The sequence below is a fragment of the Kitasatospora sp. NPDC057692 genome (assembly GCF_042799475.1).
In the GTDB taxonomy this organism is placed as follows: Bacteria; Actinomycetota; Actinomycetes; order Streptomycetales; family Streptomycetaceae; genus Kitasatospora.
Genome location: NZ_JBHVIV010000002.1, coordinates 65932 through 88478, shown reverse-complemented (window position 1 = coordinate 88478; position 22547 = coordinate 65932). Strand labels below are relative to the sequence as shown.

Sequence of the window (22547 nt, the reverse complement as noted above, 5' to 3'; positions counted from 1 at the left end):
ACAACTCTTCCGTCGTCAGAGGGTGCTGACCCAGTTGGTCAGCAGGGCGGCACCGGCGTCGCCGGACTTCTCGGGGTGGAACTGGGTGGCCCACAGCGGACCGTTCTCGACGGCCGCGACGAACGGCTGCCCGTGGGTGGCCCAGCTGACCAGCGGCGGGTTGATCCGCGCGCTGTGCGCCTCCAGCTCCCAGCTGCGCACCCCGTAGGAGTGGACGAAGTAGAAGCGGGTGTCCGCGTCCAGGCCGGCGAACATCCGGCTGCCCTCGGGGGCGTCCACGGTGTTCCAGCCCATGTGCGGCACGACCGGCGCCTCCAGCGGCTCCACCGTGCCCGGCCACTCGTCGCAGCCGGCGGTCTCCACGCCGTGCTCGACGCCCTTCTCGAAGAGGATCTGCATGCCCACGCAGATGCCCATCACCGGCCGGCCGCCGGCCAGCCGGCGCCCGATGATCCACTCGCCGCGGACCGACTTCAGGCCGCGCATGCAGGCCTCGAAGGCGCCGACGCCCGGGACGAGCAGGCCGTCGGCGTCCATCGCGGTCCGGTAGTCGGAGGTGACGGTGACGTTCGCCCCGGTCCGCTCCAGGGCGCGCTGCGCCGAGCGGAGGTTGCCCGAGCCGTAGTCGAGCACCACGACGTTCTTGCCCATGTTCAGGTGTCCAGTCTTTCGTTCGCTCGACGGTTACAGGCGCATGAGGCCCGAGCCCAGGCACATCAGCGAGCCCAGGGCGAGCACGAGGATGACGCCCCTGGACTGCTTCTGCTTCCAGAACGAGATGACGCCGCCGGCCAGGAAGAGCCCGACGAAAATGAGGATCATCGCGGAGTTGCTCACAGCGCACCCTTGGTCGACGGGAGGATGCCGGCCGCGCGCGGGTCGCGCTCGGCGGCGTAGCGCAGGGCCCGGGCCAGCGCCTTGAACTGGCACTCCACGATGTGGTGCGCGTTGCGTCCGTACGGCACGTGGACGTGCAGGGCGATCTGGGCCTGGGCGACGAAGGACTCCAGGATGTGCCGGGTCATGGTGGTGTCGTAGGTGCCGATCATCGGCGCCATGGACTCCGGCTCGGTGTGCACCAGGTAGGGGCGGCCGGAGAGGTCGACGGTCACCTGGGCGAGCGACTCGTCCAGCGGCACGGTGCAGTTGCCGAACCGGTAGATGCCGACCTTGTCGCCGAGCGCCTGCTTGAAGGCGGCGCCGAGCGCGAGGGCGGTGTCCTCGATGGTGTGGTGGGTGTCGATGTGCAGGTCGCCGTCGGTCTTCACGGTGAGGTCGAAGAGGCCGTGGCGCCCGAGCTGGTCGAGCATGTGGTCGTAGAAGCCGACGCCCGTGGAGATGTCGGTCTTGCCGGTGCCGTCCAGGTCTATCTCGACCAGGACGGCGGTCTCCTTGGTGGTGCGCTCGACGCGTCCGATGCGGGTCATACGGGTTAGAGCTCCTTGATCACGAGTCGGACGGCGTCCAGGAAGGCGTCGTTCTCGGCGGGGGTGCCGGCGGTGACGCGCAGCCATCCGGGGACGCCGTTGTCACGGACCAGGACGCCGTGGTCGAGGATGGCCTGCCAGACGGCGCGGGTGTCGGCGAAGCGGCCGAACTGGACGAAGTTGGCGTCCGAGTCGGTCACCTCCAGACCGAGCCCGCGCAGCGCCCCGACCAGCCGGTCGCGCTCCTCCTTGAGCCGGCCGACGTAGCCGAGCAGGGTGTCGGTGTGCTCCAGGCAGGCCAGCGCGGTGGCCTGGGTGACGGCCGACAGGTGGTACGGCAGGCGGACCAGCTGCACCGCGTCCACCACCGCCGGGTCGCCGGCCAGGTAGCCCAGGCGCAGCCCGGCCGCGCCGAAGGCCTTGGACATGGTGCGCGAGACCACCAGGTTGGGGCGGCCCTCGATCAGCGGGAGCAGCGAGGCGCGGTGCGAGAACTCGACGTACGCCTCGTCGACCACCACCAGGCTGGGCCGGGCGGCCTGCGCGGCCTCGTACAGCCGCAGCACGGTGTCGGCCGCGACGGCGGTGCCGGTCGGGTTGTTCGGCGAGCAGACGAACACCACGTGCGGGCGGTGCTCGGCGATCGCCGCGACGGCCGCGTCCACGTCGATGGTGAAGTCGGCGTTGCGCGGGCCGGAGATCCAGTCGGTGCCGGTGCCGCGGGAGATCAGCGCGTGCATCGAGTACGAGGGCTCGAAGCCGAGCGCGGTGCGGCCGGGTCCGCCGAAGGTCTGCAGCAGCTGCTGGAGCACCTCGTTGGAGCCGTTGGCGGCCCAGACGTTCTCCCGGGCCACGGCGTGGCCGGTGGTGCGGGTGAGGTACGCCGCCAGGCCCTCGCGCAGCTCGACCGCGTCCCGGTCGGGGTAGCGGTTGAGCCCGCGGGCGGCCTCGGCGACCCGCTCGGCGATCCGGGCGACCAGCTCCTCGGGGAGCGGGTACGGGTTCTCGTTGGTGTTCAGCTGGACCGGGACGTCGAGCTGCGGGGCGCCGTAGGGCGACTGCCCGCGCAGCTCGTCCCGGACGGGGAGGTCGTCGATGGTCGTCACGTGCCGGGAACCGTCCAGTCGAATCGGGCCTTGATCGCGTCGCCGTGACCGGGCAGGTCCTCGGCGTTCGCCAGGTTGACCACGTGCCTGGCGATGCCGGCCAGCGCCTCGCGGTCGTACTCGACGACCTGCACGCCGCGCAGGAAGGTCTGCACGGACAGGCCCGAGGAGTGGCAGGCGCAGCCGCCGGTGGGCAGCACGTGGTTGGAGCCGGCGGCGTAGTCGCCGAGCGAGACCGGGGTGAACCGGCCGAGGAAGATCGCGCCGGCGTTGCGGACCTTCGCGGCGACCGCGTGCGGGTCCCGGGTCTGGATCTCCAGGTGCTCGGCCGCGTAGGCGTTGACCACGGTCAGGCCCTGCTCCAGGTCGTCGACCAGGATGATGCCGGACTGCCGGCCGCCGAGCGCCTCGGCCACCCGCTCGCTGTGCCGGGTACGGGCCACCTGGGTCTTCAGCTCGGCCTCGACCGCGTCGGCGAGCTCCACCGAGTCGGTGACCAGCACCGAGCCCGAGGTCGGGCCGTGCTCGGCCTGGCTGATCAGGTCGGCGGCGACGTCCACCGGGTCGGCGCTGTCGTCGGCGAGGACGGCGATCTCGGTCGGGCCGGCCTCGGAGTCGATGCCGATCCGCCCGGCGAAGTAGCGCTTGGCGGCGGCGACGTAGATGTTGCCGGGGCCGGTGACCATGTTCACCGGCGCGCACTCCTCGGTGCCCAGCGCGAACATGGCGACCGCCTGGGCGCCGCCGACCGCGTACACCTCGGTGACCCCAAGCAGCGCGCAGGCCGCCAAGATGGTCGGGTGCACCCGGCCGCCGAAGGCCTTCTGCGGCGGGGAGGTCACCGCGATGCCGCGCACGCCCGCCTCCTGGGCCGGCACCACGTTCATCACAACGGAGGACGGGTAGACGGCCAGTCCGCCCGGCACGTACAGCCCGACCCGGTCCACCGGCACCCAGCGCTGGGTCACCGTGCCGCCGGGCACCACCTGGGTGGTGTGCCCCTCGCGGCGCTGGTCGCCGTGCACGATGCGGGCGCGGCGGATCGACTCCTCCAGCGCGGCGCGCACCTCCGGGTCCAGCCCGGCCAGGGCCTCGGTGAGCTGCTCGGCCGGGACCCTGGTGGACTCCAGCCGCACGCCGTCGAAGCGCTCGGTGATGTCGATCAGCGCCGCGACCCCGCGATGATGTACGTCCTCGGCGATCGGACGCACCTTCTCCAGGGCGGCCGCGACGTCGAAGTCGGCACGGGGCAGCAGGTCGCGCGGGTCGTCGAGCGAGCCGCGCAGATCGATTCGAGAGATCACGCCACCCAGTGTAAGGAGTGGCCGGAACCGACGGTCCCGCATTTCAGTCCGTGATACGAAGGGCGAGACGGCCGGGGGAGGCCGTGGGGAATCGGGGGGAACCATGACGGATCGGGCACCGGAGGACTGGACGGCGGCCGAGCAGGCGCTCTGGCAGGCGTTCCGGCTCGGCCGGATCCACGACCTGCGCAGCGGCGAGACCGCCGAGGACGACCCGTTCGGCGAGGCCGTCTGGGGCCCCGGGCGGACGGTCCGCGCCCGGGTGCTCGCCCGGCTGCTGCTGGACGGACCCGCCCCCGCCCCCGGTCGGGTCGCCTCGCTCAAGCTGACCGGCGCCCTGGTCACCGGCCCGCTCGACCTGGCCGGCGGCACCATCGGCCACTACGTCGAACTGCACGACTGCCGCTTCGACCAGAAGATCCTGATCTCCGAGGCCGAGGCCGGCACACTGCGCTTCATCAACTGCCTGATCCCCCGGCTGGAGGCCTCCCGGCTGGCCACCTCCGGGGACCTCCACCTGGCCCGCTGCCGGATACCCCAGGGCGTGCGGCTCACCGACGCCCGGATCGGCACCGACCTGCTGATCAACCAGGCCGTCCTGGGTGGTGACCGGTTCGGCCGGGCGCTGTCCGCCGACGGCATCGCGGTCAGCCAGGACTGCGAGGCCGACCGGCTGGCGACCGAGGGCGAGGTCAGCCTGCGCACCGCCCGGATCGGCGGGCGGCTGTCGCTGCGCGGCGCCCAGCTGCGCGCCGTACCGGGCAACCGCAACGCCCTCAACGCCGTGCGGCTCACCGTCGGCCACACCCTGTACCTGAGCGGCTCGGCCGACGGCGGCTGGTACGGGTCCCAGACCTACTACGGCTCCGGGTACGGCGAGGTCCCGCCGCCGGACGCGCCGAGCACGCCGTTCCGCGCCTTCGGCCAGGTCCGGCTCTCCGACGGCCGCTTCGAAAACGCCTGCCTGCTCTCCGACGCCGAGTTCCACCTGGCCGACGGCGACGAGCTGGCCCTGCGCCGGATCCAGACCCCGGAGCTGCGCTTCACCTGCCGCTTCCCCGGCGGCGGCGGCGTCTCGCTGTCCCGGGCCCGGATCGGCAACCTCGTCGACGCCCCCGGTGCCTGGCCCCGGGAGGGCGCGGTCGGCCTCACCGGGTTCACCTACGAGTGCCTGCGCCCGGCCGTGCCGTTCCCCGTCCGCGAGCGGATCGGCTGGCTGGAACGTTCCTCCGTGGAGTTCCAGCCCGAGTCCTACGAGCAGCTGGCCGCCGCCCTGCGCCGCGACGGCGCCGACGACGACGCCCGCGAGGTGCTCTACGCCAAGCAGCGCCGACGCCACCAGACCCTGCCGCTGCCGGCCCGGGTCTGGGGCCGGGTCCAGGACGCCACCGTCGGCTACGGCTTCCGCCCCGGCCGGGCGGCCCTGTGGCTCCTCCTCGCCTGGGCGCTCGGCAGCCTCTACTTCGCCACCCACGCGCTGCAGCCGCTGAAGGCCGACGAACGGCCGCACTGGAACCCGGTGCTGTACGCGCTCGGGCAGCTGCTGCCCGTCGTCGACCTCGGCCAGAACGGCTGGAACCCCGGCGGCGCCGCCCAGTGGATCTCCTCCGGCCTGGTCGTCGTCGGCTGGGTGCTCGCCACCACGGTCGCCGCCGGGGCCAGCCGGATGCTCCAGCGCGGCTAGCCGTGCCCCGGACAGGCGCCAGGGCCGTGAAGGCCCGGCGGGCCCGGGGAACTACGCTGTCCGCCGTGACAGAACGGCTTCCGCTCTTCCCGCTGAACACGGTGCTCTACCCGGGCCTGGTGATGCCCCTCAACGTCTTCGAGGAGCGCTACCGCCGTCTCGTCGCCGACCTCCTGGAAGGTCCCGAGGACCGGCCGCGCCGCTTCGGCGTGCTCGCCATCAAGGACGGCCGCGAGGTCGCCCCGGTCCGCCCCGACGACGGCCCGGCCGGCCCGCTGGACGGCCTCGGCACCGCCACCGGCGACCCGCTGGAGGCGCTCCACCACATCGGCTGCGTCGCCGACGTCACCTCCGTCAAGGCGCAGCCGGACGGCCGCTACGAGCTGCTGATCACCGGCACCACCCGGTTCTGGCTCCGGTCCGTCGACGTCGGCGGCCCCTACCTGGTCGGCGAGCTCGAACCCATCGAGGAGCGCACCGGCGAGGGTTCCGGGGCGCTCGCCGCCGAGGTCGAGCGGGTCTTCCGCACCTACCAGCGCCGGCTCGCCGGCGCCCGCGAGGCCAGCACCGTCGGCCGTCCGGAGCTGCCCGAGGACCCGCAGGTGCTGTCCTACCTGGTCGCCGCGGCCGCCGTCCTGGAGGTCCCGCTCAAGCAACAGCTGCTCGCCTGCCCCGACAACGCCCAGCGGCTGCGCGCGGAGCTGGACCTGCTGCGCCGCGAGACGGCGGTGCTCGGCTGGCTGCCCTCGCTGCCCGCGGTCAACCTCACCCGCCAGTCCTTCAGCCCCAACTGACCGACCCCACCGATTGCGGAGCCCCATGGCCAGGAAGCCGAAGAAGGGCGGCCAGGGCACGCCCGCGACGGTCGCCCTGGAGACCGCCGCCGTGCCGTTCACCGTCCACTCCTACGAGCACGACCCGGCCGCCGCCTCCTACGGCGGCGAGGCCGCCGAGGCGCTCGGCGTGCCGGCCGAGCGGGTCTTCAAGACCCTGGTCGCCGACGTCGACGGCGTCCTCACCGTCGGGGTCGTCCCGGTGGCCGGCCAGCTCGACCTCAAGGCCCTGGCCGCGGCGGTCGGCGGCAAGCGCGCCGCGATGGCCGACCCGGCCGCCGCCGAGCGCAGCAGCGGCTACGTCCTCGGCGGCATCTCGCCGCTCGGCCAGCGCCGCCCGCTGCGCACGGTCGTCGACGCCGGCGCCCTCGCCCACCCCACCGTCTTCGTCTCCGGCGGCCGCCGCGGTCTGGAGGTCGAGCTCTCCCCCGCCGACCTCGTCGCCCTCACCGGCGCCCGCACCGCCCCGATCGCCCGCTGACCCTCCAGGCCACCGGTCCACCGGTCCGCCGACCTGCCGTGCCCGCGCGGGCACGGCCCGGACGCACGGGGGCCGGCGCCCCCTCGGGAGCGCCGGCCCGGTGTCGTCAGCCCTCGCGCCGGTCCTCCGGCACGGCCCCCGCGTCCACCGCGGGCGGCCCCGGCACCCAGTACGGCGGCGGGTCCTCCTCGCGCTTCCCGAACGCCGCCGACAGCGCCAGCAGCACCACCATCGCCGCCATCGGCCACGCCAGCACCGCCCCGTACGCGCCGAGGTCGATGTCCGCCCGGAAGTGCCCGCCGTTGCCGACCTTCCGTGCCTCGGCGACCAGGTCGCGGCCCGGTCCGAGCCACCGCCCGAGCCCCCACGCCCCGACCGAGGCCAGCAGTCCGCCGACCGCCAGCCCGACCGCCACCGCGATCCCGCCGCCCCGCTTGCGGGTGACCAGGAACGCCCCCAGCGCCGTCAGGATCCCCATCCCCAGCCCGATCAGCACGAACACGCTGTCGGCGCCGGCCCGCTGTTCCCCCTCCGGGTCCGCGTAGAGGATCTTGTTGCCGTCCACCACCAGCGGCACCTTGGGCGCCAGCCAGGCCCACAGCAGGCCCATCACGACCCCCAGCACCAGGCAGGCCAGCACCGTGGCCGCCCCGACCCTCAGCTCGGGCAGCAGCCGCTGGGCCGCCGGCTCCGCCGGCTGCGCGTGGGCGGCCACCAGGTCCGGCTCCGGCGGCAGTGCGTACGGATCACGCGCGGCGTGCGGAGCGGGCGCGGCGTACGGAGCGGGCGCGGCCTCCGCGGGGACGGCGTCCGCCACGGCGTCGGTGCCGTCGGCGCGCGCGGGCTCCGGAGGTGTGTTCGGTGCGGTCACGCCCCCATCGTTTCACGGTCGCCGCCCCCGCGGCCCGGCCACCCACCGGCCGGACGACAGGCCCCGACCGGGCCCGACGCCCTACCGCCGGGTCGCCCGCCGGTACGCCCAGGTGGCCGCGGCCAGCGACACCACGCCCACCCCCGCGCACACCGCGAGGTCCCCGACCACCGCCGCCCAGTCCGGCGAGGGCCGGAACGTCCGGGCGAACGCCTCCACCGCGTAGGTGGACGGCAGCAGGTCGCGCAGCCACAGCACCGGCTGCGGCAGGTGGTCCACCGGCAGGACGCCGAGCAGCAGCGCCGCCGACATGCCCAGCTGCCCGAGCATGGTGGCGATCTCCTGCTTGGGCGCGAGCAGCCCGCAGGCCGCCCCGAGCCCGGAGAGCGCCGCCCCGGCCAGCGGCACCACCGCGAGCAGCACCCAGAGCTGGCCGAGCGGCAGCCCGAACATCACCGCGCCGACGCCGGCCGTGACCAGCGTCCCGGGCAGGGTGAACGAGGCGAACGCGGCCGCCGCGCCGAGCACCACCGAGGCGGCCGGCACCGGCAGCGTCGCGTAGTGGTCCAGTCCGCCGCTGGCCCGCAGCCGGCCGAAGTACTGGGCGAGCAGGTTGAGCGCCACGAAGGCGACCACCAGCACGCTGGAGCCCGAGACCACGTACTGCGCGGCCGAGGTCTGCCCGGCGTCGACGACGCCCCGCATCATCACCAGGATGCCCAGCGACTGGAAGGTGGCCACGAACAGCAGCGGGATCCGCGCCACCCGGGCCCGGGCGAGCTGCGCCCGGTAGACGGCGGCCAGGGCCGGCAGCAGCCGGGCGGCGGGGGCGAGCGGGGCGGGCCCGCCGGCCGTGCCCGGGGCGGTCCGCGGCGGTGCCGAGAGCAGCGTCACTTGGCCAGTCCTCCGTGGCGGCCGCCCAGCTTGAGGTAGGCGTCCTCAAGGCTCGGGGTGGCCAGGGTGAAGTCGTCCAGGGCGGCGAAGGCCGGGCCGGTGGTGACGGCGGCGACCAGCTCGCGGGCCTGCTCGGGGGTGGTGCGCACGGTCCAGCGGCGGCCGGTGCGCTCGGCCCGTTCGGCGAGTGCCGCCACGGCGGGGACGGCCAGCGGCGCCTCGTCCCGCCAGACCAGGTCGAGCCGGACGTCGCCGTCGACCAGCGCCTTGAGGCCGCCGGGGGTGTCGCAGGCGATCACCCGGCCGTCGTCGACCACGGCGACCCGGTCCAGCACGGTCTCCGCCTCGATCACGTTGTGGGTGACCAGCAGCACGGTGGTGGAGCGCTCGGCCCGGCGGCGCTCGACCGCCGACCAGACGGAGCGCCGGGCGACCGGGTCCATGCCGGTGGTGGGCTCGTCGAGGACGAGCAGCGGCCGGTCGCCGACCAGCGCGGCGGCGAAGCAGGCGAGCCGGCGCTGGCCGCCGGAGAGCTTGGCGAGCGGCCGGTGGGCGAGCGGCTCCAGGGCGAGTTCGGTGATCACCTCGTCGGCGGCGGCGCGGGCCGCGGCCCGGCCCAGTCCGCGCAGCCGGCCGGTGGTCTCGGCGGCGAGGGCGACGGTCAGCTCGTCGAGCGCGGTGGACTCCTGGCCGAGGTAGCCGAGCAGCCGGGCCGCCCGTTCGGGGTGCCGCACCACGTCGTGGCCGAGGATCTCGATGCTGCCGGAGTCGGGCCGCAGCAGTCCGGTGAGCTGGCGGACCAGGGTGGACTTGCCCGCGCCGTTGGGCCCGAGCAGGCCGAAGATCTCCCCCTGCCGGACGGTCAGGGTGATGCCGTCGTTGGCCCGGATCGCGGTCGCGGAGGCGCCGCGCCCGGCGCGGTACGTCCGGACCAGGTCGCGTACGGCACAGCACGGCGAGGTCTCCTGGGGTGCCCGCCCGGCCGTGTCGCTCACGACCGAAGACTCTACGCGGTGCAACGGGCGAACCGGACAACGGGGCCCCGCCCCGCGCCCGACGGCAGGCCCCGTCGGCTCCCGGCCGGTCAGTCGTCGACGACCAGGTCCCCGCCGGGCACCCGGGCGGCCAGCTCCTTCCAGAAGCCCGCCCGGATCGCGTACCGGTCGTGCTCGTCGATCTGGTCGTCCTTGTGCGCGAGCAGCCCGAAGCGGGCCGCGTAGCGCAGCAGCTCGCCGTCGACCCGGTGCGGGATGCGCGGGTAGCCGGGCCACAGCACGGTCAGCCGTTCGGCGTCGCCGATCCGGTCGGTCCAGCGGCGGGCGAAGACCTGGCCGACCTCGTGGGCGTCGCCGCCGATGGAGGTGATGTCCTCCTCGCGGTCGGCCCAGCGCTGTTCGGCGGTGGTGAGCTGGGCGAGGGTGGGCAGGCCGTCGCCGGCGGTGACGGCGGGCTCGGCGACCGGCCGGTCGATCCAGCCCCGGTCCGAGGACCAGCGCAGCACCGGGCCGTTCTGCTGATGGCCGTTCTGCGGCTGCCCGTTCTGCTGGGCGACGGCGGCCTGCCGGTCGGCGCTGCGCCCGGCGAGGTCCTTGGGGGTGGGGACGACCTTGAGCCCGGCGGCGGCCGGCTGCGGGCGCCCGTTGACGGCGGGGGCGGCCACCGCGGCGACGGCGACGGCCGGGGGCTCGTCGGCGGCGGGGTGGCCCGGCACCTGGGCGGCGGGCAGCGGGCCCGGCAGGGTGGCGGGGGGCGCGGCGGGCGGTGCGGCGAGGATCTTGGCGATGTCGTGCCGGGCGCCGGGGCCGGGGAAGACGCTGGAGGTGTCGCGCAGGCTGAACGACCCCTCGATCCACTCGCGGTCCAGCACCCGCCGCTCGTCGGCCTCGCCGACCAGGTCCTCCGACTGGTTGAAGTCGCCGTCGGCGGCCTGCAGCGCCCAGAGGTGGACGACGACGCCGTGCTCCTTGGCGGACATCATGCCGGGCAGCAGGTCGCCGTCGCCGGTGATCAGCACCACGTCGGCGCAGGCCCGGTTGCGGGCGAGTTCGGAGAGCTCGGCGTGCATCGCGGCGTCGACGCCCTTCTGCACCCAGCGGCCCTCCGCCCGGGTGAGCGCGCCGAGCCGCACGGTGACCCGGGGCAGCACGCGCAGCCGCCGGTGCTCGGGCATCGGGCGGCGCTCGGGCGCGGCGTCGAACCAGTAGATCCGCAGCAGCGGCAGGCCGGTCTCGGCCTCGGCCCGCTCGCGCAGGGCGGCGATCAGCGCGGTGTGGTCGACGGTGACCTTGGACCGGGAGGGGTCACCGGCGAGCAGGCTCGCGGCGGCGCCCAGCAGGTATCCGGCGTCCACCAGGACGACACAGCGGTCCATCGCGCACCTCTTTCCGCTCGCCCTCGGGGTGGGGCTCCGCCGGGGCCGACGGGGCCGGGGTGGGCGCGGTGCGCCCGGCCCGGGCGGAGTGGGGTGAGGGGGTGCCCGCAACCGCCCGATCGTTGGGTCACCTTTTTCCCCGGGATCCACCCGCCGAACCCCGGCCGTCCACCGCTTTCCCCGCGCCGACGCCGAGGGCCCCCGTCCGGTCCCGCGGTCCCGGACGGGGGCCCTCGTACCGCGTGCGGCCGGTCAGCCCTTGAGCTCGGCGGCGACCAGCTCGGCCAGCTGGACGGCGTTGAGCGCGGCGCCCTTGCGCAGGTTGTCGTTGGAGACGAACAGCGACAGGCCGTTCTCCACCGTCTCGTCGACCCGGATGCGGCCGACGTAGCTCGGGTCCTGACCCGCCGCCTGGAGCGGGGTGGGGATCTCGCTCAGCTCGACGCCGGCGGCGCCGGCGAGCAGCTCGGCCGCGCGCTCGGGGCTGATCGGGCGCTCGAAGCGGGCGTTGATCTGCAGCGAGTGGCCGGAGAAGACCGGGACGCGCACGCAGGTGCCGGCCACCTTCAGCTCGGGGATGCCGAGGATCTTGCGGCTCTCGTGGCGGAGCTTCTGCTCCTCGTCGGTCTCGTTGGAGCCGTCCTCGACGATCGAGCCGGCCAGCGGGACGACGTTGAAGGCGATCGGGCGCCGGTAGACCTTGGGCTCGGGGAACTCGACCGCCGAGCCGTCGTGGGCGAGCGCGGCGGCGTTGTCGACGACCTTGGCCGCCTGGTCCTGGAGCTCGGCCACGCCGGCCACGCCGCTGCCGGAGACGGCCTGGTAGGTGGAGACGACGAGGGCGGCGAGGCCGGCCTCCTCGTGCAGCGGGCGCAGCACGGGCATGGCGGCCATCGTGGTGCAGTTCGGGTTGGCGATGATGCCCTTGGGGCGGTCGGCGATCGCCTCGGGGTTGACCTCGGAGACGACCAGCGGGACCTCGGGGTCGCGGCGCCAGGCGGAGGAGTTGTCGATGACGACGGCGCCGGCCGCGGCGACCTTGGGGGCGAGCGCCTTGGAGGTGGCGCCGCCGGCCGAGAAGATCACGATGTCCAGGCCGGTGTAGTCGGCCGTGGCCGCGTCCTCGACGGTGACCTCGGTGCCCTTCCAGGGAAGGGTGCGCCCGGCCGAGCGGGCCGAGGCGAACAGCCGCAGCCGCTCCACCGGGAGGTCGCGCTGGGCCAGGATCTCGCGGACCACGCCGCCGACCTGGCCGGTGGCCCCGACAATGCCGATCTTCATCCGACTACTCCTCTTGATCTTGCTGCTCACGGCCGCACCTCGGCCGTGTCCGACACATCCCGCCGGGCGGGCGACGCGAACGGTCGGACGCGCCCCGCCCATCATGCCTTGTCATCGGCGACGGACGGCCCGGGATTCCATCCTGTGGTCCTCAGCGGTCCAGACCACTGACGAGTTCCAGCGCCCGCTCGACCTCCGCCGCACCGGCCGGCAGCAGCGGCAGCCGGACGTCCGGCGTCGGGATCCGCCCCTGCGCGTGCAGCACGCCCTTGACCACCGCCGGGTTCGGCGCGGCGAAGGCCGCCACCGCCAGCCCGGTCAGCCGGTGGCCCAGCGCCCGGGCGCGCGCCGCGTCCCCGGCCCGCCAGGCCTCGGCCAGCTCGACGAAGCGCGCGGTGGCCAGGTGGGCGGAGGCCAGGATGCCGCCGTCCGCGCCCAGCGCCAGCAGCGGCGCCAGCACGGCGTCGTCCCCGCCCAGCACCGAGAACCCGGCCGGTGCGGCGGCCAGCAGCTCCACCGCCGCCTGGTCCACCCCGCCGGTGGCGTACTTGACGCCCGCCACGTTCGGCAGCGCGGCCAGCTCCAGCAGCGCGGCGCCCGACAGCGCCTGCCCGGTCCGGTAGGGGATGTGGTAGACGACCAGCGGCACCGAGCTGGCCCCGGCCAGCGCCCGGAAGTGCGCGACCGTCCCGGCCTCGCCCGGCCGGACGAAGGACGGCACGGTCACCAGTGCGCCCGCCACCCCCGGCACCCGCCCGGCCAGCCCGGCCAGCTCCTCGGCGGCCGCGGCGGTGCCCGGCCCGCCCGCGCCGACCAGCAGCGGCACACCGCGGGCGGCGCAGACCTCCGCGCAGACCTCGGTGACCGCGCGCCGCTCGTCCGCGGTCAGCGCCGCCGGCTCACCGGTGGTGCCGAGCGCCACCAGCCCGGCCGCGCCCTCGTCCAGCACCGAGCCGGCCAGCTTCTCCAGCGCGTCCAGCGCCACCGAGCCGTCGGCCGCGAACGGAGTGACCAGCGGGACGAAAATGCCCTTGAGTTCCATGCCCACGATCCTCGGGCCCGCCGATCCCGCAGGTCCAGTTCACGTTTCCGAAGCTTCTCGTAAGCTGAGCCGATGCTCGACGTCCGACGCCTGCGCCTGCTGCGCGAACTCGCCCACCTCGGCACCATCGCCGCCGTCGCCGAGGCGCTCAGCTTCAGCCCTTCGGCGGTCTCCCAGCAGCTGTCCGTCCTGGAGAAGGAGGCCGGCGTCCCGCTGCTGGAACGCACCGGCCGCCGGGTCACCCTCACCCCGGCCGGGCGCAACCTGGTCCGGCACGCCGAGGCCGTGCTGGAACGGCTGGAGCAGGCGGACGCCGAACTGGCCCACGCCCGCGAGGGCCTGGCCGGCCCGCTGCGGATCGGCACCTACCCGTCGGCGGCCCGGGCGATCATCCCCGCCGTCCTCGCCGAACTGGCCGGCTGGCACCCGGGCCTGGAGCCGATGGTCACCGAGGTCGACCCGGCCGCGGTCGCGGCGGCGCTGCGCGCGGGCGAGCTGGACGTCGCCCTGGTGCACGAGTACGACCTGGTGCCCGCCGACCCGGAGCCCGGCCTGGCGGTGACCCGGCCGATCTTCACCGAGCCGATGTACCTGGCGGCCCGCACCCCCGGCAGCGTCGCCGACCAGCGCGCCGCCCCGTGGATCCTGTCCCCGCCCGGCACGCTGTGCCACACGATGGCCGTCCGGGCCTGCGAGGCCGCGGGCTTCGCGCCCCGGATCCGCCACCAGATCGACGACTTCGCGACCGTGCTCGCCCTGGTCGCGGCCGGCCAGGGGGTGGCGCTGGTCCCCCACCTCGGCACCGACCGGCCCCCGCCGGGGGTCGTCCTCACCCGGCTGCCGATGTACCGCCGCACCCGCACCGCCTTCCGCGCGGGCGCCGGCGCCCACCCGGCGATCTCCGCCTTCGTCTCCGCCCTGCACACCGCCGTACCGGCCCCGCTGCGCAACTCCGTGTGACGGCGGAGCGCCCGCACCCGGCCGCCGCGGGCCGGATGCGGGCGCTCCCGCGGGGCTCCGTCAGCCGGCCCCGTTGCCCGCGAGGCAGCTCGGGCCGAGCAGCTGCTTGAGGTCCCCGAACAGCGCCGGGTCCGACTTCACCCGGTGCCGGTCGAGCCGCAGCACCGTCGTCTTGCTCCGCGCCTCCAGCCGGACCCGCACCTCGGTGGTCCCCCGGTGGCTGCTCAGCACCTCGCCGAGCCGCGCCACCAGCGGGGGCGTCACCTTCCCGGTCGGGATGTTGATGATGATCGGCGCGTCGGCGTGCGCGTTCGAGAGGTCCGGAACCGACAGCTCCATGCCCATCAGCCGCGGCACGTCCTCCCGCTTGTCCAGCTTGCCGCGGACGAACACCACCGCGTCCTCGACCAGCTGCGAGGACACCAGCTGGTAGCTGGCCGGGAAGAACATGCAGTCGATCGAGCCCGCGAGGTCCTCGACGGTCGCGATCGCCCAGGCGTTGCCCTGCTTGGTCATCTTCCGCTGGAGTCCCGAGATGATGCCGCCGATGACGACGATCGTCCCGTCCGGCCGCTCCGCGAGGTCCGCGACCGCGCAGTCCGCCTTGTCGGCGAGCACGTGCTCGATGCCGTGCAGCGGGTGCGAGGAGACGTACAGGCCGAGCATCTCCCGCTCCTGGGTGAGCAGGAAGGACTTCTCCCACTCGTCCTCCGAGAACACCACGTCCAGCCCGAAGCTCGGCTCGTCGCTCGTCGCGTCGCCCCCGAAGAGGTCGAACTGCCCCTCGGCCTCCTTGCGCTTGATGCCGACGACGTTGTCGATCATCGGCTCGAACTGCGCGGTGAGGCCCTTGCGGGTGTGCCCGAGCGAGTCGAAGGAACCGGCCTTGATCAGCGATTCGACGGTCCGCTTGTTGCAGACCACCGACTCCACCTTCTCCAGGAAGTCCGGGAAGGAGGAGAACTTCCCCTTGGTCTTCCGGGTCCGGATCATCGACTCGACGACCGGGCCGCCGACGTTGCGGATGGCGGTCAGGCCGAACCGGACGGTGGTGTCACCGTGCGGGGTGAAGTCCGCGTCCGACTCGTTGACGTCCGGCGGCAGGACGTTGATGCCCATCTTGCGGCACTCGTTGAGGTAGACGGCGGACTTGTCCTTGTCGTCCTTCACCGAGGTCAGCAGGCCGGACATGTACTCGGCCGGGTAGTTGGCCTTGAGGTACGCCGTCCAGTACGAGACGAGCCCGTAGCCCGCCGTGTGCGCCTTGTTGAACGCGTAGCCGGAGAAGGGGACGAGGACGTCCCAGACCGCCTGGATCGCCGCGTCCGAGTAGCCGCGCTCCCGGCAGCCCTTCTGGAACGGGACGAACTCGGCCTCCAGGATCTCCTTCTTCTTCTTGCCCATGGCGCGGCGCAGCAGGTCGGCCTGGCCGAGCGAGTAGCCGGCCAGGATCTGCGCGGCCTTCTGCACCTGCTCCTGGTAGACGATCAGGCCGTAGGTGGGCCGGAGCACCTCCTCCAGGGGCGTCTCCAGCTCCGGGTGGATCGGGGTGATCTCCTGCTGCCCGTTCTTGCGCAGCGCGTAGTTGGTGTGCGAGTTGACGCCCATCGGGCCGGGCCGGTACAGCGCCAGCACCGCGGAGATGTCCTCGAAGTTGTCGGGCTTCATCAGGCGCAGCAGCGAGCGCATGGGGCCGCCGTCGAGCTGGAAGACGCCGAGCGTGTCGCCGCGCGCCAGCAGTTCGTAGGTCGGCTTGTCGTCCAGGGGCAGCTCAAGAAGGTTGATCTTGATGCCCTTGTTCTTCTCGATCGCCTTGACGGCGTCGTCCATGATCGTCAGGTTGCGCAGGCCGAGGAAGTCCATCTTGAGAAGGCCGAGGCCCTCGCAGGTGGGGTAGTCGAACTGCGTGATGGTGACGCCGTCGGTGTGCCGGGTCCAGACCGGGATGTGGTCGGTCAGCGGCTCGGCGGACATGATGACGCCGGCCGCGTGCACACCGGGCTGGCGGATCAGGCCCTCGATGCCGCGCGCGGTGTCGATCACCTTGCGCACGTCGGGGTCGGTCTCGTACAGCCCGCGGATCTCGCCGGCCTCGCTGTAGCGCGGGTGGCTGTTGTCCGTGATGCCGGACAGCGGGATGCCCTTGCCCATGACGTCCGGCGGCATCGCCTTGGTGATCCGGTCACCCATCGCGTAGGGGTAGCCGAGGACGCGCGAGGAGTCCTTGATGGCGGCCTTCGCCTTGATGGTGCCGTACGTGACGATCATGGCGACCTTGTCGGATCCCCACTTCTCCGTCACGTACCGGATCACGTCACCGCGCCGGCGCTCGTCGAAGTCGATGTCGACATCGGGCATGGAGATGCGCTCGGGGTTGAGGAAGCGCTCGAAGATCAGACCGTGCGGGATCGGGTCGAGGTCGGTGATGCCCATGGCGTACGCGACCAGCGAGCCGGCCGCCGAACCACGGCCCGGGCCCACCGCGATGCCCTGGCTCTTCGCCCACATGATGAAGTCGGCGACCACGAGGAAGTACGCCGGGAACCCCATCTGGATGATGGTGTCCATCTCGTACTCGGCGAGCTTCTTGTGCTCCTCGTCGTAGCCGTCCGGGAAGCGCCAGTCCATGCCCTCCCAGACCTTGGACTTGAAGAAGTCCGCCTCGGACTCGAAGCCCTCCGGGATCGGGAACCGCGGCATGAGGTTGCGGAACTTGAACATGCCCTCGGTGTCGACCCGCGAGGCCACCAGCAGCTGGCTGTTGCGGCAGCCCTCCTGCCAGGCGTCCGACTGGTCGAGCGCGTACATCTCGGCGGCCGACTTGATGTAGTAGCCGGTGCCGTCGAACCGGAAGCGGTCCGGGTCGGAGAGGTTCTTGCCGGTCTGCACGCAGAGCAGCAGGTCGTGGGCGCCGGCGTCGGCCTCGGTGGTGTAGTGCGAGTCGTTGGTGACGACCGGCGGGATGCCGAGCTTCTTCCCGATCTCGATCAGCCCGTCGCGGACCCGCTTCTCGATGTCGAGGCCGTGGTCCATCAGCTCCAGGAAGTAGTTCTCCTTGCCGAAGATCTCCTGGTACTCGGCGGCCGACCGCAGCGCCTCGTCGAACTGGCCCAGGCGCAGCCGGGTCTGCAGCTCGCCGGAGGGGCAGCCGGTGGTGGCCATCAGGCCGCCGGACAGGTCGGAGATCAGCTCCTTGTCCATCCGGGGCCACTTGACCAGCCAGCCCTCGGAGTACGAGCGCGAGGTCAGCTTGAAGAGGTTGTGCAGGCCCTCCTTGTTCCGGGCCCAGATGGTCTTGTGGGTGTAGGCGCCGGACGCCGAGACGTCGTCCTTCTTCTGGTGCGGCTGGCCCCACAGGATGCGCTTGGTGTTCGAGCGGGACTCCGGGGCGACGTACGCCTCGATGCCGATCACCGGGGTGATGCCGGCGGCGGTGGCCTGCTTGTGGAACTCGGCCGCGCCGTACATGTTGCCGTGGTCGGTCATCGCGACATGGGTCTGCCCCAGCCGTTCGACCTCCTTGAACATCTGCTTCAGCCGGGCGGCACCGTCCAGCATCGAGTACTCGGTGTGGACGTGCAGATGCGCGAACGGCTGATCGCTCAAGGCGGGGCCTCCGTAGACTCGGTGCAGACAGGTGGGCCGGCGAACGCGCAGGTCACGAGGGGTGCCCGGAAACAGATGCGGCCCGAGCCACAACCAGGGCCCGGACCAGCACTCACACGTTCACGTTCCTACTCTAGCCTCCAGACGCAGCTGTCCCCGGCCACCCGCCGCGCCCCGAAGGATCGCCCATGTCCCACTCACAGCCCGCCGTCACCGACCGTGCCGAGGCCATACTCGGAGTCTTCGACACGGCCTTCGGCGACCTGCTCGCCCAGGACCCGGCGGCCTTCCGCGTGAAGTTCCGCAAGATGGCCGCCTCCGCCTTCGCGTTCTACCGGGGCACCGCCGCCCTGTACTACGCGGACCTCACCACCGCGCCGTTCTCCGCCTTCGGCGAGCCCTTCCTCGACGAGCGCACCAGCCGGGTCTGGATCCACGGGGACCTGCACGCGGAGAACTTCGGCACCTACCTCAACGCCGAGGGCCGCCTGGTCTTCAACGTCAACGACTTCGACGAGGCCTACGTCGGCGCCTTCACCTGGGACGTCCAGCGCCTCGCCGCCTCCCTCGCGCTGATCGGCTACGCCAAGGCGCTCTCCGACGCGACCATCACCGAACTGGTCACCTCCTTCGCCGACGCCTACCGCCACCGGATCGCCGCCCACGTCACCACCGGCGACGCCGACCCGTACACCCTGGACACCGCCGGCGGCCCGATCCTCGCCACCCTCCAGCAGGCCCGTCTGCAGACCCGGGTCTCCCTGCTCGACGGCGACACCGTGATCGAGGGCTACGACCGCCGCTTCCGCCTCGGCGGCGGCGCGATCGAACTGGACGAGCCCACCAAGGCCGAGGTCCTGGCCGCCTTCGAGGAGTACCTCGCCACCCTCCCGCCGTCCTCCCTGGTGCGCCCGGCCGCCCTGCGGGTGAAGGACGTGGTCGGCCGCCGGGGCATCGGCATCGGCTCGGCGGGCCTGCCCTCCTACAACGTGCTCCTCGAAGGCCACACCGACGCCCTTGAGAACGACGTGATCATCTACATGAAGCAGGGCCAGACCCCGGCCGTCTCCCGCCACGTCACCGACCCCGCGATCGCCGGCTACTTCGAGCACGAGGGCCACCGCACGGTGATCTCCCAGCGCGCCCTCCAGGCCCACAGCGACCCCTGGCTCGGCCACACCACCCTGCGCGGCCGCGGCCAGTTGGTCGCCGAGGTGTCCCCGTACGCCACCGACCTCGACTGGCGCGACCTCAACGAGCTGCCCGACCTCCTGGCGGTCACCGAGTACCTGGGCCGCGCCACCGCCACCATGCACGCCGCCGCCGACGAGTCCTCCAGCGGCCACACCCTGGTCCCGTTCTCCACCGAGCACGCCATCCACGAGGCCATAGCCCGCGACGAGCCCGGCTTCACCCGGATGCTCGTCGACTTCGCCCACACCTACGGCGCCCAGGCCCGCGCCGACCACCAGCTCTTCGTCGACCTCTACCGCAACAACCGCATCCCGGGCCTCTAGCCCTACCCGGTCAGGGCCGCCAACCGCTCCCGCGCGGCGGCCCTGACCTCCGCCGTCTCCATCTCATCGTCCCTGAGGTAGGCCAACCTCTCCCTCACCTCAGGCTGGTCCGGAGCCCGCTCCACCCCCATCAGTCTCGCCTCCCCCTCGCAATCCCAAAGACACTCCACATAGATCCCGTCCAACCCCGCCGGCTCAATCGCCGCCAACGCCTCCAGGTACCCGGCCCGCTCATACGAGTGCGGCGTCCACAACCAGAACCGCCGCAGCAACGACACCGCGTCCCGCGCCTCACCCCCGAACCGCGCCAACCCCCGCGCCGTGAGCACCGGCCCACACCACCGCTTCTCCACCCAGTCCCGCTCCAACCGCGCGACCAGCACCGGCACGTCCTCCACCTCCCCGCGCTCAATCAGCACCCGGTACCCCAGTGCCTCCAACCACCGTGTCCCGGACCCAACCCACTCCCGCGCCGCAGGAACCGCCACCGCCCCCGCCTTCTCCACCACCCCGATCAGCGGCCACAGCGCGGACTTCCCGTCCACCGTCCCCAACGACGGCACCAACGGAATCACCCCTGGCTCGGGCCCCCGGTCGTCCAACACATCAAGCGCGGCAACCCTGCGCTCCTCCGACTCCCCCGGATCGGCCAGCAGTTCCAGCAGCCGCGCGTTCGTCTCCCCTCCCAGAGCCTTCGGCCGCCGAGGCTTCGTCTCCACCCCCCACCGCTCCTCCTCCTGCACATATCCCCGCAACGCCTCCCGCGCCTCCCCCGACCCACTCAGCGCCAGCAACCCCAACACCCGCGCCGCCCGCTCACGCCGCTGCTCGTCCCCGGCCAACCCCTCCACCACCGGCCCCAGCGGCAACCCCAGATCCCTCACCAACCGCGCGAGATACACCCCCCGCTCATCCTGCGAGTCCCACCGCCAGTCCCACCGCACACACCCATACACAAGCTCCGTCACCCCCACCGGATCCTCCACAGCCATCCGGGCCCCCAACCCCCGCCCCCGCTGCACCATCCCGATCAACGACCCCGCCGGCGCGTACCGCCCATCACTCATCCTCGTCACACCCCCATCCTCCCCCGCCCAGGTCCACCAGGGCGCAGACCACCTTCCCCTCCGGCAACGGCTCCCACCACCAAGACCGCGCCAACTGCCGCACCATGACGAGCCCCCGCCCGTGCTCCCCGGGTTCCCGCGACACCCGCCCACCGAAGAACCCCAGGTGCGAATCACTGACCCGAATCACCACCGCCCCCGCCTTGGCCACCCGAACCCCGATGCCAACGACCTGCCCACCTGCGTGCGATACCGCATTGGTCACCAACTCGGTGACCACCAGCTCGACCTCAAGCGGATCGGCGAGCTCAATGCCCCAGGCTCTGATCTCCGCCACCGTTCTGTGCCGCACGTAGCCGACGGCTTCGTCCCGCGAGGGGACAACCCATGAGACCTGTCGGGGTTCGGTCCTGATGGACGGCACCGGATGCCTCCTATGAGATCACGCACCGACACGAGCCGCGACGATGCCCTCACGTATCGCTACCTCCGGCAGCATGTCCCGGCGCTAGCAACTTGGGCAATATTCCCAACCAAATTTCCCTCATTCGAGTTGCCCCAAGGCCTCCAGGTGGCACACTGCTGCCCATGGCATGGAAGAGGAACCCGGCACCGCCATCGGTGTACCGACGCCAGCTCTCCGCTCGCTTCAAGGAGTTGAGGGCACAGGCCGGCCTGACGCTGACAGAGGTGTCCGCCGTGGTGGAGGTCAGCCAGGGCTCACTGAGCCGCATCGAGAACGGCGACCGTGGGACAACCCCGGTGCTCGCGAAGGCTCTTCTGGACTGCTACGGCATAACCGACCCGGCAGCCCGCGAGGACATCCTTGACCTGGTCCGCGCCGACGCGGCGCAGCGTCAGCCGTGGTGGAAGAAGTACTCCGCCGTCATCAACACGACCAAGTACGGCGGCTACCTGGCCCTGGAGTCCAGCGCGGACTCGCTCCGGACCTACGAGACCGAACTCGTTCCCGGCCTCTTGCAGACCGAGGAGTACGCGAGGCAGGTCATCGGCAACATGCGCTTCGACCTCGACCCTCACCAAGTTGAAGCCCTGGTGCAGGTGCGCATGGGCCGTCGTGACCTGTTGGCGAACTCCAACGCCATCAAGTTGTGGGCCGTGATCGATGAAGCGGCCTTCCGCAGGGTCCCGGACCCGGCCGTGCTCGACGGCCAGCTTGAACATCTGCTCCAGGTGATGACTCGGACGAATATCACCGTGCAGCTCCTGCCTTTCAGCGCCGGCTTCCACCCAGGGTTGGACGGCCCGTTCGTCCTGATGGGCTTCCCCGACCCCAATCCAGAGGTCGTGTGGATGGAAAATGGCCCCAACTCGGTGTACTTGGAGGGCGTCGAAGAGGTGACCCACTACACGGAGGTGTTCGATCACCTGCGTGCCCGCGCCCTCGGCCCACCCGAGACCCATGCTTTCCTGACCAGCATGCTCAAGGAGACCCGCACGTGATCGACAAGCCCAACCCCGCCGAGATCGACTTCTCCGACGTCGCCTGGGAGAAGTCCCCGTTCAGCGGCGGCAGCGACAACTGCGTGGAGTTCGGCATCGTTGGCCAGCACATCGCCATCCGCGACTCCAAGAACCCCACGCAGACCCCACTCGTCTACACCCGCACCGAGATCGGCGCCCTCCTCGACGGCGCCAAGTCCGGCGCCTTCGACCACCTGCGCTGAACTCACCACCTCCGGCCGCCTTCGTCACACATGACGATGGCGGCCGAACCATTCCGGACTCAGGGCCAATCAGCCCGCTCAGTTGGACACGGAAGCTCGGGCCAGAGCCTGTTGGGGCACACGATCACGTACTGCCCCGACCACCAGGTGTCCGAGACCCAGCCTGACCACACCACATCGACACCACCGGCGAGTTGCTCCCCTGCGATCCGATCACGCTCCGCCAACGGCACCCAGCCGTCCCCCTCGGGAAGGTGCTCCCGGTATCGCCCCGCCAGCCATGTGACCGCATCGCCCACGGCCGCGGGGGGGGCGCGCGCCCCCGGGGGGCGGGCCGGCCCCCCCCCCCCCCCCCACCAACGCCCGACAAGCCCCACCCGACCCCCACAAACCCCCACCCCACCCGGGTTGAGCT

The 22547-nt window shown here is 72.6% G+C and carries 21 protein-coding genes; 7 read left to right on the top strand and 14 right to left on the bottom strand.

All coding sequences use genetic code 11. The annotated features are described in order from the left end of the window. Positions 1-15: 15 nt before the first annotated feature. The 5 genes from hisH to hisD are packed head-to-tail and all read right to left on the bottom strand — an operon-like array spanning position 16 to position 3837. Positions 16-651 (bottom strand): imidazole glycerol phosphate synthase subunit HisH, encoded by a 636-nt coding sequence (gene hisH, locus ACFVFS_RS01515; protein WP_380618876.1) that lies wholly within the window; start codon positions 649-651, stop codon positions 16-18. Positions 652-684: 33 nt separating this feature from the next. Further along, the gene (locus ACFVFS_RS01510) at positions 685-837 is read right to left on the bottom strand and encodes a hypothetical protein (RefSeq protein WP_380618874.1); all 153 of its coding nucleotides are present in this window, start codon (positions 835-837) and stop codon (positions 685-687) included. Beyond that, positions 834-1427 (bottom strand): imidazoleglycerol-phosphate dehydratase HisB, encoded by a 594-nt coding sequence (gene hisB, locus ACFVFS_RS01505; RefSeq protein ID WP_380618872.1) that lies wholly within the window; start codon positions 1425-1427, stop codon positions 834-836. Before hisB ends, ACFVFS_RS01510 begins: the two co-directional genes overlap by 4 nt. 5 nt (positions 1428-1432) lie before the next feature. After that, positions 1433-2533 (bottom strand): histidinol-phosphate transaminase, encoded by a 1101-nt coding sequence (locus tag ACFVFS_RS01500; protein WP_380618870.1) that lies wholly within the window; start codon positions 2531-2533, stop codon positions 1433-1435. After that, the gene (hisD, locus tag ACFVFS_RS01495) at positions 2530-3837 is read right to left on the bottom strand and encodes a histidinol dehydrogenase (RefSeq protein WP_380618868.1); all 1308 of its coding nucleotides are present in this window, start codon (positions 3835-3837) and stop codon (positions 2530-2532) included. The genes ACFVFS_RS01500 and hisD overlap by 4 nt, the downstream gene beginning before the upstream one ends. A 103-nt stretch (positions 3838-3940) precedes the next feature. Between hisD and ACFVFS_RS01490 the strand changes: the two genes are divergently transcribed. The 3 genes from ACFVFS_RS01490 to ybaK all read left to right on the top strand — a co-directional run bounded on the left by ACFVFS_RS01490 (position 3941) and on the right by ybaK (position 6835). Continuing rightward, positions 3941-5521 carry an oxidoreductase gene (locus tag ACFVFS_RS01490; RefSeq protein ID WP_380618866.1) on the top strand — a complete coding sequence of 527 codons (1581 nt, stop codon included), beginning with the start codon at positions 3941-3943 and terminating at the stop codon, positions 5519-5521. Between the two features lie 65 nt (positions 5522-5586). Then, a complete protein-coding gene (locus ACFVFS_RS01485; protein WP_380618864.1) occupies positions 5587-6315 on the top strand; it encodes an LON peptidase substrate-binding domain-containing protein in 729 nt (242 codons plus the stop codon). A gap of 25 nt (positions 6316-6340) precedes the next feature. Further along, positions 6341-6835 (top strand): Cys-tRNA(Pro) deacylase, encoded by a 495-nt coding sequence (ybaK, locus tag ACFVFS_RS01480; protein WP_380618862.1) that lies wholly within the window; start codon positions 6341-6343, stop codon positions 6833-6835. A gap of 106 nt (positions 6836-6941) precedes the next feature. On the opposite strand, the gene ACFVFS_RS01475 is transcribed toward ybaK, so the two are convergent. The 6 genes from ACFVFS_RS01475 to ACFVFS_RS01450 form a co-directional block, all read right to left on the bottom strand. After that, positions 6942-7706 carry a hypothetical protein gene (locus tag ACFVFS_RS01475; RefSeq protein ID WP_380618860.1) on the bottom strand — a complete coding sequence of 255 codons (765 nt, stop codon included), beginning with the start codon at positions 7704-7706 and terminating at the stop codon, positions 6942-6944. Between the two features lie 81 nt (positions 7707-7787). Continuing rightward, positions 7788-8600 (bottom strand): ABC transporter permease, encoded by an 813-nt coding sequence (locus tag ACFVFS_RS01470; RefSeq protein WP_380618858.1) that lies wholly within the window; start codon positions 8598-8600, stop codon positions 7788-7790. Continuing rightward, the gene (locus tag ACFVFS_RS01465; protein WP_380618857.1) at positions 8597-9595 is read right to left on the bottom strand and encodes an ABC transporter ATP-binding protein; all 999 of its coding nucleotides are present in this window, start codon (positions 9593-9595) and stop codon (positions 8597-8599) included. Before ACFVFS_RS01465 ends, ACFVFS_RS01470 begins: the two co-directional genes overlap by 4 nt. A gap of 89 nt (positions 9596-9684) precedes the next feature. Continuing rightward, on the bottom strand, positions 9685-10971 hold the full coding sequence (locus ACFVFS_RS01460; protein ID WP_380618855.1) for an NYN domain-containing protein: 1287 nt from the start codon (positions 10969-10971) through the stop codon (positions 9685-9687). 252 nt (positions 10972-11223) lie between these two features. Next, positions 11224-12252, bottom strand: coding sequence for an aspartate-semialdehyde dehydrogenase (locus tag ACFVFS_RS01455; protein ID WP_380618853.1), 1029 nt, complete (start codon positions 12250-12252; stop codon positions 11224-11226). Between the two features lie 151 nt (positions 12253-12403). Further along, positions 12404-13294 carry a dihydrodipicolinate synthase family protein gene (locus ACFVFS_RS01450; protein ID WP_380618851.1) on the bottom strand — a complete coding sequence of 297 codons (891 nt, stop codon included), beginning with the start codon at positions 13292-13294 and terminating at the stop codon, positions 12404-12406. A 72-nt stretch (positions 13295-13366) separates the two neighbouring features. On the opposite strand from ACFVFS_RS01450, the gene ACFVFS_RS01445 reads away from it, so the two are divergent. Continuing rightward, on the top strand, positions 13367-14254 hold the full coding sequence (locus tag ACFVFS_RS01445; protein WP_380618849.1) for a LysR substrate-binding domain-containing protein: 888 nt from the start codon (positions 13367-13369) through the stop codon (positions 14252-14254). A 60-nt stretch (positions 14255-14314) separates the two neighbouring features. Here ACFVFS_RS01445 and dnaE read toward each other — a convergent pair whose 3' ends face one another. Continuing rightward, on the bottom strand, positions 14315-17860 hold the full coding sequence (gene dnaE, locus ACFVFS_RS01440; protein ID WP_380618847.1) for a DNA polymerase III subunit alpha: 3546 nt from the start codon (positions 17858-17860) through the stop codon (positions 14315-14317). A gap of 188 nt (positions 17861-18048) precedes the next feature. On the opposite strand from dnaE, the gene ACFVFS_RS01435 reads away from it, so the two are divergent. Then, positions 18049-19377 (top strand): DUF2252 domain-containing protein, encoded by a 1329-nt coding sequence (locus ACFVFS_RS01435; protein WP_380618845.1) that lies wholly within the window; start codon positions 18049-18051, stop codon positions 19375-19377. 2 nt (positions 19378-19379) lie between these two features. Here ACFVFS_RS01435 and ACFVFS_RS01430 read toward each other — a convergent pair whose 3' ends face one another. Continuing rightward, positions 19380-20369, bottom strand: coding sequence for a hypothetical protein (locus ACFVFS_RS01430; protein ID WP_380618843.1), 990 nt, complete (start codon positions 20367-20369; stop codon positions 19380-19382). Positions 20370-20436: 67 nt separating this feature from the next. Next, entirely contained in the window at positions 20437-20868 is a 432-nt protein-coding gene (locus ACFVFS_RS01425) for an ATP-binding protein (protein WP_380618841.1), read from the bottom strand. A 164-nt stretch (positions 20869-21032) separates the two neighbouring features. Here ACFVFS_RS01425 and ACFVFS_RS01420 point away from each other — a divergent pair, with 164 nt between their 5' ends. After that, entirely contained in the window at positions 21033-21908 is an 876-nt protein-coding gene (locus ACFVFS_RS01420; RefSeq protein ID WP_380618839.1) for a helix-turn-helix transcriptional regulator, read from the top strand. Next, positions 21905-22132 (top strand): DUF397 domain-containing protein, encoded by a 228-nt coding sequence (locus ACFVFS_RS01415; protein WP_380618837.1) that lies wholly within the window; start codon positions 21905-21907, stop codon positions 22130-22132. The genes ACFVFS_RS01420 and ACFVFS_RS01415 overlap by 4 nt, the downstream gene beginning before the upstream one ends. Positions 22133-22547: the final 415 nt, after the last annotated feature.